Source organism: Comamonas sp. 26 (genome assembly GCF_002754475.1).
Lineage (GTDB): Bacteria > Pseudomonadota > Gammaproteobacteria > Burkholderiales > Burkholderiaceae_C > Comamonas.
Genome location: NZ_PEFL01000001.1, coordinates 2,992,285 through 3,007,351, shown reverse-complemented (window position 1 = coordinate 3,007,351; position 15,067 = coordinate 2,992,285). Strand labels below are relative to the sequence as shown.

Below are 15,067 nucleotides of genomic sequence, written 5' to 3'. Positions count from 1 at the left end.
GACGACCGGGAAATCCTCAGGTCTGAGCATGTGATCTTCCGCTCATGGCTTTTACGAGAAATATCAAGGAGACAAAATGACCCAGACAAATTCGTCCATTGGCATTCGCCAGTTGCTGGACATGCAGAACCAGGCCTTTATCGCAGAAGGCGCAGTCAGTGCCGAGGTGCGTGTGCAGCGCATTCAGCAAGTCATTGACCTGCTGGTCGAGTCCAAAGATGCGCTGTGCCAGGCCATGGGTGAAGATTTTGGTGGTCGACCAGCTGTTTTTTCGCTGGCCAATGACATTTTGGGCTCGCTGTCCTCGCTCAAGCATGCGCGTGACCATCTGGCGGAGTGGCAGGGAGATTCCGTGCGCCCCAGCGTCAAACCTTTTGACATGTTTGGCGCCTCGGCCTGGGTCAAGTACCAGCCCAAGGGGGTGATTGGCATCATCGGGACCTGGAATGCACCGCTGTTCACGCTGCTGTCGCCGCTGGCCTGCGCCTTTGCAGCAGGCAACCGTGCCGTGCTCAAGCCTTCTGAAATTGCGCCGCGCACCGCCCAGGTGCTGGCCGAGGCTGTGGCAAAGCGCTTTGATCCGCAGGTGCTGGCCGTGGTGCAGGGCGGTCCTGAAGTCGCGGCTGCATTCTCCGAGCAGCCCTGGAACCATCTGGTCTTCACGGGCTCGACCAGCGTTGGCAAGCTCATCATGGCGGCTGCGGCCAAGAACCTGGTGCCTGTCACGCTGGAGCTGGGCGGCAAGTCGCCCGTGCTGGTGGGTGACTCTGCCGATATCGCCAATGTGGCTGAGCGCATTGCCGTGGGCAAGTCGCTGAACTCGGGTCAGCTTTGCGTATCGCCCGATGTGGTGTGGGTGCATGAGTCGCGCCTGCAGTCGCTGACGGATGGCATAGTGGCTCAGTACCAGTCGCTATACCCCTCTGTCACGGCGAATGCGGACATGACACCCGTGGTCAACGAACGTCACCACGCCCGCGTCAGCGCCTATGTGCAAGATGCCAAGGCCCGTGGCGTGCAGGTGGTGGAAACAGGTTCTGCGCAAGCCGGTGTGGATCGTCGCCTGCCGCTGTCTGTAGTCATCAACCCGCCGCAGGATGCTGAAATTTCTCAGCACGAAATCTTTGGCCCCGCCGTGGTGCTGCGCAGCTTCCAGAACATTCGCGAAGCGGTTGCGGCCATCAACCAGGGGGATCGTCCGCTGGCGCTGTACTACTTTGGCAGCGATGAGGTCGAGCAGAACTGGATTCTGGACAACACCCTGTCGGGCGGCGTTTCCATCAACGATGTGGTTATGCACCCCGCGCTGGAAGATGCTCCGTTTGGTGGTGTTGGCGCTTCGGGAATGGGCCACTACCATGGCCATGAAGGTTTCCTGGAGTTCAGCCACGCACGTTCGGTCTACAAGGCCGGCAGTCACGACCCGCGCCGCGAGTGGGGCATGCTGCCGCCTTATAACGAGCAGTTTGCGCAGATGCTGAACCAGGCAGTCACCCCTTAAGGTACGCCTTCCCCCTCTCTGCTTCGCGGAAGGGGGACGACAGCTTTGCTGCCTGCGCTGTGTTTGTTTGGACGCCTTGCCTTGGCTGGGCGTTCTGCATTTTTGCTTTGTGATGGGCTTTGCTCATCGTTCTGACTGAACGGTCTGCGCTTGACCATGGGGCTTGTCCCATGGTCCGTTTGGCAGATGTTTTAAAGATGTTTCATCCAGAGTATGGACGGGTCAGAATGCTATTAAAGGACGAGTAATGAACGAGATTTTTCGCCAGTTTTCGCTGGAAGGCCAGGTTGCGGTGGTGACCGGTGCTGGCAAAGGTATTGGCCGTGCCTGTGCCATCACGCTGGCCAAGGCTGGTGCAGATGTGGCGCTGTTTGCGCGCACTGAGGCAGACCTGCAGACGGTCAAGGCCGACATCGAGGCACTGGGCCGACGCGCCATCATCGTGCCCGGTGATGTGAACAAGCAAGAAGATCTCGACAACCTGATCGCCCGCACTGTGGCCGAGCTGGGCAAGATCAATGTGCTCATCAATAACGTGGGCGGTGGCGGCCCTAACGATCCGCGCAAGGTCACGGGCAAGGCTGTGGGCGAGATGCTGGCCTTCAACGTGGTGCCTGCCTATACGCTGATCCAGAAGGCTGCTGCAGCGATGGAAGCCTCAGGCGGCGGTGCCGTGGTCAATATTTCTTCGACGGCTGCGCGCTATTCGCAGAAGTACTTCAGTGCCTATGCTGCTGCCAAGGCTGCGCTCAACCAGATGACGCGCTGCCTGGCGCAGGACTTCGGCCCCAAGGTGCGTATCAACGCGATTGAACCCGGCACCATCATGACGGATGCGCTGGCTCCCTTTCTCACCCCTGAGCGCAAGGAGCGCATGGAGCGCACCACGCCGTTGACACGTCTGGGCCAGCCCGAAGACATCGCTGCTGCAGCGTTGTTCCTGGTCAGCCCTGCATCCAGCTGGGTGACCGGCAAGGTGCTGGGTGTGGACGGCGGCGTGGAAGCGCCTAACTTCTAAGACTGACCATCACCAGAAACAAAGGGACCGCGAGGTCCCTTTTTTTGTGAGTTTGAATCAAATACCGCTGCAGCTCAATCACTGCATGCGGTATTAGCTATCAAATCAGATGGTGCGGCCGGCCTGGTGGCCCGAGTGCATGGCGCCCTCGATATAGCCCAGATCGTTGCAGTCACCAATGCGGCGCACGGGTGTCTGTGTGATGGACTGCAGCTGATCGGCAACGGTGGAGTCGGCCTCGGCACCCATGGCCAGAACGACGGAGTCAGCAGGCGTGCGGTATTCCTCGCCTTTTTTGTCGGTCCAGATGACTTCCTTGCGGTCGATCTGGGTGACGTTGGCTTGCATCAGCAGCTTGCCGTGGTTCTTCACGGCGTCATACACGCGCCAGCGGCGCACGATGGGTAGCTCAGAACCGGGGTGTGTGCCAGGGTCCAGAACCGTGACTTCGCGGCCGCGCTCAATCAGGAACTCGGCCAGCTCCAGACCCACCAGACCCGCGCCAATAATGGTTACCCGCTTGCCCAAAGGCATCCACAGCTTGGACAGATTCTGAATCGCTGCAGTGCTGTCCGTCACCTTGAGCATGCCGCCAGCCTTGAACAGTGCGCGCTCGGCCAGGTTCAGCTTGGCCTTGGCAATCTCGTCGGCGCGGTCGCCCGTCATCAGGCGGCGCAGCTCGTCACCGCTCCACACATGGTCTTGATTGGCGCCGGGAATCGGGGGCGCAGCGCGCTTGGCACCGGTGCCCACCAGAATTTCGTCGGGCTTGAGGTCGGCCAGCAATTGGGCATCTACCGTGGTGTTCAGGCGCACATCGATCTGCGGGTGCTTCATCTGCTTGACCAGATAGTCCAGCAGACGGCCATTTTCCGGGTAGGCCAGCGCGGCAAAGAACAGCGTGCCGCCCAGGCGGTCACTGCGCTCGGCCAGCGTCACGCGGTGACCGCGCAGGGCCGCCACGCGTGCCGCTTCCATGCCAGAAGGGCCACCACCGACGATGAGCACATGCTTGGGCTTTTCGGCAAAGGTGATGGTCTTGGTGGTCTCGTGCCCGGTCTGGGCATTGACCGCGCATTTGATGCCCTTGTTGATGAAGATTTCGCTGACGCAGGCATAGCAGTAGATGCAGGGGCGTACATCCTGCGCGGCGTTGGCCTGCAGCTTGTTGGCTATTTCGGGCTCGGCCAGCAGCTTGCGGCCCATGGCCACAAAGTCAATCTCGCCCTTGTTCAAGGCGTCAGCGGCATCGTCCAGTTCCCAGCGGCCTGCCGAAATAATGGGAATGTTCACCGCCTTCTTGAACTGCTTGGCGAAGTCGCGATAGGCGTTCTGCTTTTGCGGAATGGGGGCATCGGTGAATGCCGTGCCAGTGGGCAGGCGTGCATAGGCCGAGACGCTGATGGCGTTCATGCCCAGCTCTTCGCAGAGCTTGGCGCTCTTGAGCGCTTCTTCCATGACGATGCCACCGGGTGTGTGCATCTCTTCAGAGTCCAGACGCACCCAGACCGGGAAGTCCGGGCCCACGCGCTTGCGCACTTCGGTCAGCACCTCGCGCAGCAGGCGGCTGCGGTTTTCATAGCTGCCGCCGTATTCATCGGTGCGGCTGTTGAAGAAGGGTGAGAGGAAGTTCGCAATCATGTAGTTGTGCGCGCAGTGCACTTCAACCGCATCGAAATTGGCCTGCTTGGCGCGCACGGCGGCGGCTCCAAACCATTCGATCATCTGTGCGATGTCGGCCTTGTCCATCACGCGGTAGCGGTCAGGGTAGGGGCCCACACCGACGAAGGTCGAGAACTCCTTGGGTGTGACGGTACGCATGGCCTCTGCCACGGGGCCATCCGGAGGCATGGACGATACCCACATCTCGCGGCCATGAGAGCGGTCATTGGCAGCGACTTTGCCGCTGTGGTTGATCTGGATAGCGACCTTGCCACCGTGCGCGTGCACGCGGCGCGTGACTTCGGCCAGACCTGGAATGAACGAATCCTCCGAGATACCCAACTGGTGTGGCTCGCTAGTGCCTGAAGGCCAAGATATGGCGGCCGTGCCCATGATGATGAGGCCGGTTCCGCCCTTGGCGCGCTCTTCGTAGTAGGCCTGGGCGCGTTCGCCGCAGATGCCGTCAGTGCCGCCATAGTTCTCGCCCATGGGCGCCATGGCGATGCGGTTTTTCAGTTCCATGGAGCCTATGCGTCCGGACTGAAGCAGGGGTGCGTGGGGATTGCTCATTTTCTTTTCTGTCTCCTATAGTTTTCTGCCGAGTTCTGCGCCTTCGTTGATGGCTCGTGTCGCATCAATTTGGTGAGCATCTCGCGCTCCGCCAATCACGGTATGCGCAATATTGTGTGCTTCAAGTCGGGCCGACCAGGGGTTGTGAGGCTCCTGTCCGGCGCAGACCACGATGTTGTCCACGCTCAGGCAGCGCTGCTCGCCACCTATGCGCAGGTGCAGGCCGTTGTCGTCGATGTGGATGTACTTCACATCGTTGAACAGGCGGGCACTTTTGTTCTTGAGTTTGGTGCGGCGAATCCAGCCTGTGGTGGTGGGCAGGGTTTTACCCATGGGCAGCTTGCTGCGCTGAAGCAGCCAGAGCTGCCGGGGAGATTCGATGGTTTCGATGGGCTTGATGCCGCCGCGCAGCTCGCGTTTCTGGTCAATGCCCCATTCGCGCTCAAAGGTAGCCACGCTGCCGTCCTCAGCCTTGCTGTGGCTCAGTAGTTCGGCCACATCAAAACCCAGCGGGCCTGCGCCCACAATGGCGACGCGCTCGCCCAGAAAGCGCGGGTTGCGCAGCGCCTCCATATAGTCCAGCACCTTGGCATTGTTCTCGCCGGCAATGCCGCTGCGCCGTGGCACCACGCCGCTGGCAACCACCACATGATCAAAGTCGGCCAGCACAGCCACATTGGGCGTGGTGTTCAGGCGCAGCTCAATGCCCAAGCGCTGAATTTCGCTTTCAAAATAGCGCAGCGTTTCACCCAGTTCTTGCTTGCCGGGAATTTTCTGCGCCAGAAACAGTTGACCGCCAATGCGGATGCTGGGCTCAAACAGGGTCACGCGGTGGCCGCGCTCTGCGGCCTCGCGGGCGCAGGCGAGACCTGCGGGGCCTGCGCCCAGCACGGCAAGCCGGATCGATTTTTCAGCCTTCTTGATTGGCCACTCCCACTCGCGGCAGGCGCGGGGGTTGACCAGACAGCTGATTGGCTGGCGCGTGAAGATTCGGTCCAGGCATGCCTGATTGCAGGCAATGCAGGTGTTGATGGCGCTGCTCTGCCCCGCCTGTGATTTGCGCACAAAAGCCGGGTCGGCCAGAAACGGGCGGGCCATGGCCACCATGTCGGCGTGACCCTGAGCGATGAGATCGTCCGCCACTTCCGGGGTGTTGATGCGGTTGCTGGCCACCACGGGCACGCTCACCGCCTGCTTGAGCTGCTGCGCAGCCCAGCTAAAGGCCGCGCGGGGCACCACCATGGCAACGGTGGGTATGCGGGCCTCGTGCCAGCCCACGCTGGTGTTGAAAAGGTCTACGCCTGCCGCTTCAAGCTGGCGGGCCAGGTCAAGCACTTCCAGCCAGTGGCTGCCATGCTCGACCAGATCCATCAGCGACAGGCGAAAGCTGATGACAAAGTTCTCAGGCAAGGCTGCGCGAATGCCCTGCACGATGCGCAGCGGAAAGCGGCTGCGGCCTTGGGCATCTCCGCCCCAGCCATCCTCGCGGAAGTTGGTGACAGGGGCCAGAAACTGGTTGATCAGATAGCCTTCTCCGCCCATGATTTCCACGCCGTCGTAGCCTGCATCTTTGGCCAGCAGCGCGCAGCGCACATGGTCGGCAATGATTTGCTCGATTTGCTCATGGCTCAGCTCCAGCGAGCTGCGGTTGCTGAGCTTGGAGATCACGCTGCTGGGTGATACGCCGCCGCTGCCGTGGTCGTAGCGCCCCACATGCAGCAGCTGCATGAGGATGTGGCAGCCCTCGGCATGCACGGACTGCGTGATGATGCGGTGCCGCTCGGCCTGCTCGGGTGTACAGAGGGTGGAGAATTCGGCATTTTCTGGCATGCCCAGCGCATGGGTGTTGACGCCAAAACCACCTGTCACAATCAGCTGCAGCCCCTCGCGGGCCCGCTCGGCATAGAAGACGGCCAGCTTCTCGAAGCCTTGAGCCTGATCCTCCAGGCCGGTATGCATGGAGCCCATCAGAATGCGATTCTTCAGAGCGAGGTGGCCCACACGAATGGGCTGGAACAAAGAGGGGTACATGAGGTGCTCAGCAGACTATGGCGATGCCAATGCAGAAGCACCACAGTAATTTTTCCAAAGGCTGATCACATCGTCCGTTTGCATGTGGTGCAGGCCGCAGGCTTGGGCTTTGATGTGGCACCAACAACCCAAAAGACAAGGAAGAGACATGTCCACTATCGTGATGAGCGGCTGTGCAACCGGCATTGGCGCAGCTACTCGCAAGGCCCTGGAAGAGGCTGGTCACCAGATCATCGGTATTGATATCCGTGATGCGGAAGTGATTGCCGACCTTTCCACCGCTGAAGGCCGCAAGCAGGCGATTGCCGATGTTCTGGCGAAGTGCAGCGATGGTATGGACGGTCTCGTGCTATGCGCCGGTCTGGGCCCGCAGACCAAGGTGCTTGGCAACGTCGTATCGGTCAACTACTTTGGCTCGGTCGAGTTGATGGACGCTTTTCTGCCAGAGCTGAAAAAGGGCCAGCAGCCTGCAGCCGTCGTTATTTCGTCAGTGGCAGCGGCCCACTTGCCGTTTGACAAGAACCCGCTGGCGGCACCGCTGGAGGCGGGTGAAGAGGCCAAGGCTCGCGCCATTGTGGAAGGTGCTGGCGAGCAGGGTGGCAACTTGGCCTATGCAGGCAGCAAGAACGCGCTGACGGTGGCTGTGCGCAAGCGCGCCACAGCATGGGGGCAGGCTGGCGTGCGCCTGAACACTATCGCCCCCGGTGCCACAGAGACCCCGCTGCTTCAAGCTGGTCTGGAAGATCCGCGTTTTGGCGAATCCATCGCCAAGTTCGTGCCCCCTATGGGTCGCCGCGCCGAGCCTTCGGAAATGGCCTCTGTCATCGCCTTTCTGATGAGCCCTGCCGCCAGCTATGTGCATGGCGCGCAGATTGTCATTGATGGCGGTATTGATGCGGTGATGCGCCCGATGCAGTTCTGAGTCCCTGAGGCGCTTTGCGCCTTCCTCGCTGCCCTTATCTGGTTTTGAACATGATGGGAATTGCATGAACACTGTTGAACATATGACCGCTGTGGTGCATCGCTATGTCGATGCATTGAATGCCAGCGATCTGGACGGCATCGTGGCTTTGTATGCCGACGACGCTACCGTTGAAGACCCTGTTGGATCAGAGCCCCAGCGCGGCATTGCGGCGATTCGCGCGTTTTATGCCAACTCGCTCAAGCTGCCGTTGCAGGTGGTTTTACAAGGCGAAGTGCGTGCGACGGTGAACGAAGCTGCATTTGCTTTTACCGTCAGTTTTGAATACCAGGGCCGCAAGACAACGGTTGCGCCTATCGATTTTTTCCGCTTCAACGAAGCAGGCCAGATCGTGAGCATGCGCGCACTGTTTGGTGAGAAAAACATTCACGCAACGGCTTGATGCGGCAAAGAGCAGGGTGAGCCTGCTCTTGATTTCAAAGCTGCTTGCGCTTGATTGGATTGGGTTTCAGAATACTTTTAATCTGAAATCTATGAATATCATGCGCAAGCAGCTTTTGTTTTGATAGCGCATTCTTGCCGGGCAAGATTTCATCAAGGTCGTTGATTAGCTGCTGCGCAACAGTCGTTCGGCTACTGCATAGCGGCAATCATTCAGCGCGGAGCGTGCCAGGCTTTTCACCGCCATCAAGGCACTCACTCCCCCTTGAACACCGCCTGTCGTTTCTCAATAAACGCGTTCATGCCTTCCTTCTGGTCCAGCGTAGCAAACAGAATCTGGTTGGCCTTGCGCTCAAGCATCAGAGCGGTGTCCAGCGATGCATCCATGCCTGCAATGACGACTTCCTTGATCTGCTCCACGGCCAGCGGTGGCATGTTGGCAATCAATTTCGCCATTTTTAATGACTCAGGGATTACCTGATCGTCTGCACAGACTAGGCTGACCAGACCCATGGCGTAAGCCTCGTCGGCGGTCACGGGTTTGCCGGTTAGCAGGATGCGCATGGCCTGGAATTTGCCCACGGCGCGCACCAGTCGCTGGGTGCCGCCGATGCCCGGCATGATGCCGATGCGAATCTCTGGCTGGGCAAAGCTGGCGCTCTGGCCGGCAATGATGATGTCGCAGTGCATGGCCAGCTCAGCCCCGCCGCCAAAGGCATAGCCGCAGACGGCGGCAATGATGGGCTTGGGGCAGTTTTCAATGGGCGCCCAGACGCGCTCGGTGTGGCGCTTCATGATTTCTATAGGGCCGCAGGAGTCCATGCTCTTGATGTCGCCGCCCGCGGCAAACACTTTTTCGCCACCGGTGAGCACGATGCAACGCACGCTGTCGTCATGGCTTAGCTCCTGAAATGTCTGCGACAGCGCGGCCTGCAGCGACAGGCTCAGGGCATTGGTGGCCTGCGGGCGGTTGAGCTTGACGATAACGACGCCGTTCTCCGCGCGCTGTACCAGCAGCTCCTGCTCGGCGCTTTCCATGTTTTCAATAGCAGACGGCGATGTAGTCATAAGGCATTCCAAGGGTTTGATCTGAGGGGATGGTCGTTTTACGGGGAGTGAGTTACATCGTCCTTTTGGACGTATCTGCGGTGAGTGCTGAAACCTAAATTGGCAGCCATGGATACGAATAACGACTTTCAACATCAAGTGGTTCTGGTGACTGGCGGCACCAAGGGCATCGGCAAGGGCATTGCTCAGGCATTTCTGGCAGCGGGAGCCACGGTGGTGGTTTGCGGTCGCCAGCAGCCAGAGGAGCTGCCAGCCGCTTCCGGGCGCACTGCGGATTTCATCGCTTGCGATGTCCGCGAGGCTCAGGCTGTCAAGGACCTGATTGACGCGGTGAAAACCCGCCATGGTCGCCTGGACGTTCTCGTCAACAACGCCGGCGGTGCGCCAGCGGTGGATGCCGCTACGGTCTCGCCCCGCTTTCATGAAGGCGTGCTGCGCCTCAATCTTTTCTCCACGCTGCATGCATCGCAGGCGGCCAATGCCGTCATGCAGGAGCAGGACGGCGGCGGTGTGATTGTCTGTATCGGCAGCATCAGCGCACTGCGCCCCTCGCCCGGTACAGCGGCCTATGGCGCGGCCAAGGCGGCTGTGCTGAGTCTGGTCAGCTCGCTGGCGGTGGAGTGGGCCCCCAAGGTGCGCGTGGTGGCTGTGAGCCCCGGTCTGGTGCGTACCGAGCAATCACATCTGCACTTTGGTGACGACGAAGGGATTGCCTCCGTCGCACAAACGATTCCCGCAGGTCGTCTGGCCGAGCCAGAGGACATTGCCAACGCCTGCCTGTATGTGGCGTCCAAGCGTGCGTCATACATGAGCGGCACGAATTTGCTGCTGCATGGCGGCGGTGAGCGCCCGGCATTTCTGGGGGCCTCGAACTCAGATTCCGCAAAGAAAAATCACTGAATTTCAAAGGAGACAATCTTGACCGATCAAGACTGGATGACAGAAGTCCGCACCTACGTGGGCAAGCAGTACGGGCGTATCTATGCCTGGGATAAGGTCAACAGCCCGATGATTCGCCAGTGGTGCGAGCTGATGGGCGTGACTGTCAAAACCAACAGCGAAGGCAAGATCATTGCGCCGCCAGCCATGTTGCAGGTCTGGTGCATGGAAGGCCCGGTGCAGAACAACTATCCGCCGGGCTCCACCACCGAGAACCCCTATGAGGTTCTGAAGCAGATCGAGGCGCACAACTTTCCATCTACCGTGGCGGTGAACTCCGAGCTGACGTTTGACCGCGATGTGGTTGAGGGTGAGGACCTGTACTACACCACGCGTCTGGAAGCGATCAGCGAAGAAAAGACCACGGGTCTGGGCACGGGCTACTTTGTCACGCTGATCATGGATTTCTTCTCGATCAAGGCCAAAAATGGCGAAGACGAGAAGGTCGGTCAGCTGATGTTCCGCGTCTTCAAGTTCCGTCCTGCCAATGTGCACACGCCTGCACCGGCTGCTGAAGCGGCAGCGCCCAAGATCAAGCGCCCTGCGCCTGGCGTGAGCGATGACAACCGTTTCTTCTGGGAAGGTGCCAAGCAAGGCAAGTTGCTGATTCAGCGCTGCACAAGCTGTGGTGACCTGCACCACCCACCCGGCCCCGTCTGCCCCAAGTGCCACTCGTTTGACTGGGATACGGTGGAGGCCAGCGGCAAGGGCACCGTTTACTCCTTCGTGGTCATGCATTACCCCGAAGTGCCTCCGTTCGATCATCCCAACCCCATTGGTCTGATTGAGCTGGAAGAGGGCGTACGCCTGATTGCGCAGCTGGTCGGCATCAAGCCCGGCGATGTGCAGGTGGGTCAGAAGGTTCAGGTCGAGTTCAACACCTTTAATGATGGTGAACTGACGCTGCCCCAGTTCCGCCCTGTGGCCTGAGTTGAGGAGCCTGTCATGGACTTTCAACTGACTGAAGACCAGCGTGCATTTGCAGACATGGCGCAAAGCCTGTTTGCTGACTATTGCACCGACGACAAGCTGCGCGAGCACGATGCCTCGGGTCAGCCTTTCATGCAGGACCTGTGGCAGCAATGCGTTGCCTCTGGCCTGAACACCATTCTGGTGCCCGAGGCCGCGGGTGGCCTGGGTCTAGGAACGACCGAGCTGCTGGCCGTGCTGGAGCAGCAGGGCCGCTTTCTGGCGCAGGTTCCTTTGTGGCAGCAGCAAGTAGCTGCTGCTGCGGTGGCCAAGTTTGGTGGCGATGACCCCCGTGTCACGGCAGCGGTGCAATCGGTTCTGGAAGGCGCGCTGATTGCGCTGTCGCTGGAAAACCTGGTCGCCAGCCGTGGCCCCTCGCTGCAGATCAAGGATGACCAGCTGCACGGGTCGCTCAATGCCGTCGCTCTGGCAGCACAGGCGAACCTGGCTCTGGTGGCCGCCACAACTGAGACAGGTGCTACCAAAATGGTACTGGTCAACCTGCAAGCCGCTGGCGTTCTGCGTGTCGATGGCATGCGCCAGGACTATTGCGCTGTGGCCGACATTCAGTTCAGTGCCACCCCCGTGATCGCTGTGCTGAGCAGCCGCGCAGTGGAGTGGGTGAGCGAGCAGGCGATTGCCTGCCTGGCCAGCCTGCAGCAAGGCGTGACGCAGGAGCAATTGCGCCGCACCGTGGAATACGTGACCGAGCGCAAGCAGTTTGACCGCCCCATTGGCACCTTCCAGCTGGTGCAAGGCCAGATGGCAGATGGCTACATTCTTTTGCAGTCCCAGCGCAGCGCCCTGAGCCAGCTGGTCTGGCGACTAGATGCCAACCTGCCTTGCGCACCTCAGGCGCACGCAGTGCGCGCTCAGTCCAATGAGCTGGGCTTGAAGATTGGCCGCGTGGCACAGCACCTGCACGGCGGCATGGGTGTGGATGTGACCTATCACATGCACCGCTACCTGCTCTGGTGCCGCGCGCTGGCTGTTGAGTTCGGCAGCGCCGATCAGCACCTGGAAGCCCTGGGCCAGTGGCTCGCAGACAACGACACGCTCGGCTGGAAGTACGACCTTCCTGAAGACCGCTAAGGAGACAACATCATGGCAAATCAAACACCTCGCTTTGAATCGGTGAACGTCGGCGACGAACTCCAACCCCTGAGTCTGCCCGTGACTGTGCCGCTGATTGCAGGCGGCGCCATTGCAACGCGTGACTACTTTCCCGGTCACCACGACCGCGATGCCGCACGTGCTTTGGGCTCACCCCACATCTTCATGAACATCCTGACCACCAATGGTCTGGTACAGAGTTTTGTCGAAAGCTGGGCTGGCCCCGAGTCGCGTCTGATGGATCTGAAGATTCGTCTGGGTGCGCCTAATTACCCTGGTGACACGATGAAGTTCACGGCCTCCGTGACGGAGAAGAACGATGCCACGCGCAGCGTCCAAGTCACCTTGAAGGGCACCAACTCCATGGGCTCCCATGTCAGCGGCACTGTGCAAGTCGCCCTGCCTTAAGAACAACAAACGGAGACATTCCTGTGAACGATATGAATATTTCCGGTCGCGCCGCCATTGCGGGTCTGGGCGCTACAGAATTTTCCAAGAACTCCGGCCGTACCGAGCTGCGCCTGGCGATGGAAGCCACGCTGGCTGCTCTGGCGGATGCGGGAATCGACCCCAAGGAAGTGGACGGCTTTTCGTCCTATTCCGTGGACAAGGTTCCCGAGTATGAAATCGCCCGTCTGCTGGGTGCGCGCAATGTGAACTTCTTCTCGCAAGTGCCGCATGGCGGCGGCGCAGCTTGCGGCCCCGTGCTGCATGCCGCGATGGCAGTGGCTACTGGCGTTGCCAAGACGGTGGTGGTGTACCGCGCCATGAACGAGCGCAGCTGGTACCGCTTTGGTACCGGCAGCTACGGCTTCGGCAGCTCGCCCTTCTTTGATAACGTGAACTATGGCTGGTATATGCCCCATGGTTTCCACACGCCTGCAGCCTGGGTGGGCATGTTTGCCCGCCGCTACATGCATACCTTTGGCGCCACGAGCGAAGACTTTGGCCGTGTGGCTGTTGCCGTGCGCGACTTTGCTGCCACCAACCCTGCGGCCTTCTTCTACGGCAAGCCTATTACGCTGGAAGAGCATCAGGCCAGCCGCTGGATTTGCGAGCCTCTGCACTTGCTGGACTGCTGCCAGGAGTCCGACGGTGCGGTGGCCATGGTCATTACCTCCAGCGACCGTGCGCGCGACCTAAAGGCCAAGCCTGTGTTCATCAAGGCTGCCGCTCAAGGCATCTCTGATGGCCAGCAGTCCATGACTTCGTTCTACCGCGAAGACATCACCGGCCTGCCTGAAATGGGCCATGTGGCCAGCCAGCTGTGGAAGCAGAGCGGCCTGAGCTCTCAGGACGTGCAAAGCGCCGTGCTGTATGACCACTTCTCGCCGTTTGTGCTGCCCCAGCTCGAAGAGTTCGGTTTCGTCAAGCGTGGCGAGGCCAAGGAGTTTATTCGCGCTGGTGAGCATGCGCGTGGCGGCTCTTTGCCCATCAACACCCATGGAGGTCAGCTGGGCGAGGCTTATATCCACGGCATGAACGGCATTGCCGAGGCGGTGCGTCAGATTCGCGGTACCTCGGTCAACCAGGTCAAGGACGTGCACAACATGGTGGTGACCGCCGGTACCGGTGTGCCCACCAGCGGCCTGATTCTGGGCGACCGCGCTTGATTGAAAGGGCCAAACCATGTTCATTGATTTGACCCCGGAGCAGCATGCGCTGCGCCTGAAGTGCCGTGACTACTTTCAGAACCTGATGACGCCCGAGATCAAGGCCCGCATGCGCGGTGCCGAGGGCGGCGACGAGTATCGCGCCCTGATCCGCAAGATGGGGCGCGACGGCTGGCTGGCCATTGGCTGGCCCAAGGAGTATGGCGGTCAGGGCCTGTCGGCGACCGAGCAGCTGATCTTCTTTGAAGAAGCCAACATCGCAGGCGCACCCCTGCCCTTTGTGACCATCAGTACCGTTGGCCCAGCGCTGATGGAGCATGGTACTGAAGCGCAGAAGAAAGAGTTCCTGCCCGGCATGGCCAATGGCGACATCATTTTTGCCATTGGTTACTCCGAGCCCGGCGCAGGCTCCGATCTGGCGGTGCTCAAGACTCAAGCCCAGCTGCAAGGCGATCTGCAAAGCGGCCATTTCGTGGTCAACGGCCAAAAGCTGTGGACCTCGGGCATTGAGTCGGCTGACTATGTGTGGCTGGCGGCACGTACTGATCAGGATCTGCCGCGCCACAAAGGCATCTCCATCATGGTGGTGGATGCCAAGGCCAAGGGCTTCTCGCACACGCTGATTCAGACCGTGGGCAACTTCACGGCGGCTACGTATTTCGACAACGTTGAAGTGCCTGCAAGCCGCCTGATTGGCTCGCTCAACGGTGGCTGGAAGCTGATTACCGCTCAGCTCAATCACGAGCGTCTGGGTCTGGGTGCCTGGTCTGACAAAGTGTTCGGCCCCTTCACCAAGGTGCTGGAATGGGCCAAGGCCAAGGACGAAAGTGGCCGCCGTGCGGTCGACCAGCCCTGGGTGCGCCGAAGCCTGGCGGAATGCTACACCCGCATCGAAGCGATGCGCCTGACGAACTTCCGCATTGCAGCCAGTCTGGAAGCCGGTGCCATGGACGTGAGCCTGGCATCTGCCACCAAGGTCTATGGCTCCGAAAGCGTGGTGGAAGTGCTGCACCACCTGATGGACATCGTGGGCAGCAGCTCTTTGGTACGTGGTGGTTCTGCCGCCGCCTATCTGATGGGCGAGCTGGAGTATGAGCTGCGCTCCGCGACCATCAATACCTTTGGCGGTGGCACGAACGAGATTCAGCGTGAGCTGATTGCCCAGTTCGGTCTGGGTATGCCCCGCCCTCAGCGCTGAGCGAATCTCTCACACATAACAA

The 15,067-nt window shown here is 60.1% G+C and carries 13 protein-coding genes; 10 read left to right on the top strand and 3 right to left on the bottom strand.

The genetic code is table 11. The features are described from left to right. The first annotated feature begins 76 nt into the window (after positions 1-76). The gene (locus CLU84_RS14000; RefSeq protein ID WP_099737682.1) at positions 77-1,501 is read left to right on the top strand and encodes a coniferyl aldehyde dehydrogenase; all 1,425 of its coding nucleotides are present in this window, start codon (positions 77-79) and stop codon (positions 1,499-1,501) included. 247 nt (positions 1,502-1,748) lie between these two features. Next, positions 1,749-2,519, top strand: coding sequence for a glucose 1-dehydrogenase (locus CLU84_RS13995; protein WP_099737681.1), 771 nt, complete (start codon positions 1,749-1,751; stop codon positions 2,517-2,519). Positions 2,520-2,624: 105 nt separating this feature from the next. Here CLU84_RS13995 and CLU84_RS13990 read toward each other — a convergent pair whose 3' ends face one another. Together CLU84_RS13990 and CLU84_RS13985 are read right to left on the bottom strand one after the other, a co-directional pair. After that, positions 2,625-4,751, bottom strand: coding sequence for an NAD(P)/FAD-dependent oxidoreductase (locus CLU84_RS13990; protein WP_099737680.1), 2,127 nt, complete (start codon positions 4,749-4,751; stop codon positions 2,625-2,627). 15 nt (positions 4,752-4,766) lie between these two features. Beyond that, entirely contained in the window at positions 4,767-6,782 is a 2,016-nt protein-coding gene (locus CLU84_RS13985; protein WP_099737679.1) for an NADPH-dependent 2,4-dienoyl-CoA reductase, read from the bottom strand. A 148-nt stretch (positions 6,783-6,930) separates the two neighbouring features. Here CLU84_RS13985 and CLU84_RS13980 point away from each other — a divergent pair, with 148 nt between their 5' ends. Then, positions 6,931-7,704 (top strand): 3-alpha-hydroxysteroid 3-dehydrogenase, encoded by a 774-nt coding sequence (locus CLU84_RS13980; protein WP_099737678.1) that lies wholly within the window; start codon positions 6,931-6,933, stop codon positions 7,702-7,704. 64 nt (positions 7,705-7,768) lie between these two features. Further along, positions 7,769-8,146: a steroid Delta-isomerase gene (locus tag CLU84_RS13975; protein WP_099737677.1), complete on the top strand. Its 378-nt coding sequence runs from the start codon at positions 7,769-7,771 to the stop codon at positions 8,144-8,146. Positions 8,147-8,400: 254 nt separating this feature from the next. Here the strand turns inward: CLU84_RS13975 and CLU84_RS13970 are convergent, their stop codons facing one another. Further along, the gene (locus CLU84_RS13970; RefSeq protein WP_099737676.1) at positions 8,401-9,213 is read right to left on the bottom strand and encodes an enoyl-CoA hydratase; all 813 of its coding nucleotides are present in this window, start codon (positions 9,211-9,213) and stop codon (positions 8,401-8,403) included. A 108-nt stretch (positions 9,214-9,321) separates the two neighbouring features. Here CLU84_RS13970 and CLU84_RS13965 point away from each other — a divergent pair, with 108 nt between their 5' ends. From CLU84_RS13965 to CLU84_RS13940, 6 genes are read left to right on the top strand one after another with little or no spacing between them, the layout of a single operon-like run. Continuing rightward, positions 9,322-10,113 carry an SDR family oxidoreductase gene (locus CLU84_RS13965; RefSeq protein ID WP_099737675.1) on the top strand — a complete coding sequence of 264 codons (792 nt, stop codon included), beginning with the start codon at positions 9,322-9,324 and terminating at the stop codon, positions 10,111-10,113. An 18-nt stretch (positions 10,114-10,131) separates the two neighbouring features. Next, positions 10,132-11,082 (top strand): Zn-ribbon domain-containing OB-fold protein, encoded by a 951-nt coding sequence (locus tag CLU84_RS13960; protein ID WP_099737674.1) that lies wholly within the window; start codon positions 10,132-10,134, stop codon positions 11,080-11,082. Positions 11,083-11,097: 15 nt separating this feature from the next. Further along, a complete protein-coding gene (locus tag CLU84_RS13955; protein WP_099737673.1) occupies positions 11,098-12,213 on the top strand; it encodes an acyl-CoA dehydrogenase family protein in 1,116 nt (371 codons plus the stop codon). 12 nt (positions 12,214-12,225) lie between these two features. Continuing rightward, the gene (locus CLU84_RS13950; protein ID WP_099737672.1) at positions 12,226-12,642 is read left to right on the top strand and encodes a MaoC family dehydratase; all 417 of its coding nucleotides are present in this window, start codon (positions 12,226-12,228) and stop codon (positions 12,640-12,642) included. 32 nt (positions 12,643-12,674) lie between these two features. Beyond that, the gene (locus tag CLU84_RS13945; protein ID WP_099737671.1) at positions 12,675-13,847 is read left to right on the top strand and encodes a lipid-transfer protein; all 1,173 of its coding nucleotides are present in this window, start codon (positions 12,675-12,677) and stop codon (positions 13,845-13,847) included. A 16-nt stretch (positions 13,848-13,863) separates the two neighbouring features. Then, a complete protein-coding gene (locus tag CLU84_RS13940; protein WP_099737670.1) occupies positions 13,864-15,045 on the top strand; it encodes an acyl-CoA dehydrogenase family protein in 1,182 nt (393 codons plus the stop codon). Positions 15,046-15,067: the final 22 nt, after the last annotated feature.

What these genes read in the sequence shown, in the direction of transcription:
- CLU84_RS13995 (WP_099737681.1), top strand. Translation starts at nt 1,749, where the DNA reads ATGAACGAGATTTTTCGCCAGTTTTCGCTGGAAGGCCAGGTTGCGGTG.
- CLU84_RS14000 (WP_099737682.1), top strand. Translation starts at nt 77, where the DNA reads ATGACCCAGACAAATTCGTCCATTGGCATTCGCCAGTTGCTGGACATG.
- CLU84_RS13970 (WP_099737676.1), bottom strand. Translation starts at nt 9,213, where the DNA reads ATGACTACATCGCCGTCTGCTATTGAAAACATGGAAAGCGCCGAGCAG.
- CLU84_RS13975 (WP_099737677.1), top strand. Translation starts at nt 7,769, where the DNA reads ATGAACACTGTTGAACATATGACCGCTGTGGTGCATCGCTATGTCGAT.
- CLU84_RS13940 (WP_099737670.1), top strand. Translation starts at nt 13,864, where the DNA reads ATGTTCATTGATTTGACCCCGGAGCAGCATGCGCTGCGCCTGAAGTGC.
- CLU84_RS13985 (WP_099737679.1), bottom strand. Translation starts at nt 6,782, where the DNA reads ATGTACCCCTCTTTGTTCCAGCCCATTCGTGTGGGCCACCTCGCTCTG.
- CLU84_RS13980 (WP_099737678.1), top strand. Translation starts at nt 6,931, where the DNA reads ATGTCCACTATCGTGATGAGCGGCTGTGCAACCGGCATTGGCGCAGCT.
- CLU84_RS13945 (WP_099737671.1), top strand. Translation starts at nt 12,675, where the DNA reads ATGAATATTTCCGGTCGCGCCGCCATTGCGGGTCTGGGCGCTACAGAA.
- CLU84_RS13965 (WP_099737675.1), top strand. Translation starts at nt 9,322, where the DNA reads ATGGATACGAATAACGACTTTCAACATCAAGTGGTTCTGGTGACTGGC.
- CLU84_RS13950 (WP_099737672.1), top strand. Translation starts at nt 12,226, where the DNA reads ATGGCAAATCAAACACCTCGCTTTGAATCGGTGAACGTCGGCGACGAA.
- CLU84_RS13955 (WP_099737673.1), top strand. Translation starts at nt 11,098, where the DNA reads ATGGACTTTCAACTGACTGAAGACCAGCGTGCATTTGCAGACATGGCG.
- CLU84_RS13990 (WP_099737680.1), bottom strand. Translation starts at nt 4,751, where the DNA reads ATGAGCAATCCCCACGCACCCCTGCTTCAGTCCGGACGCATAGGCTCC.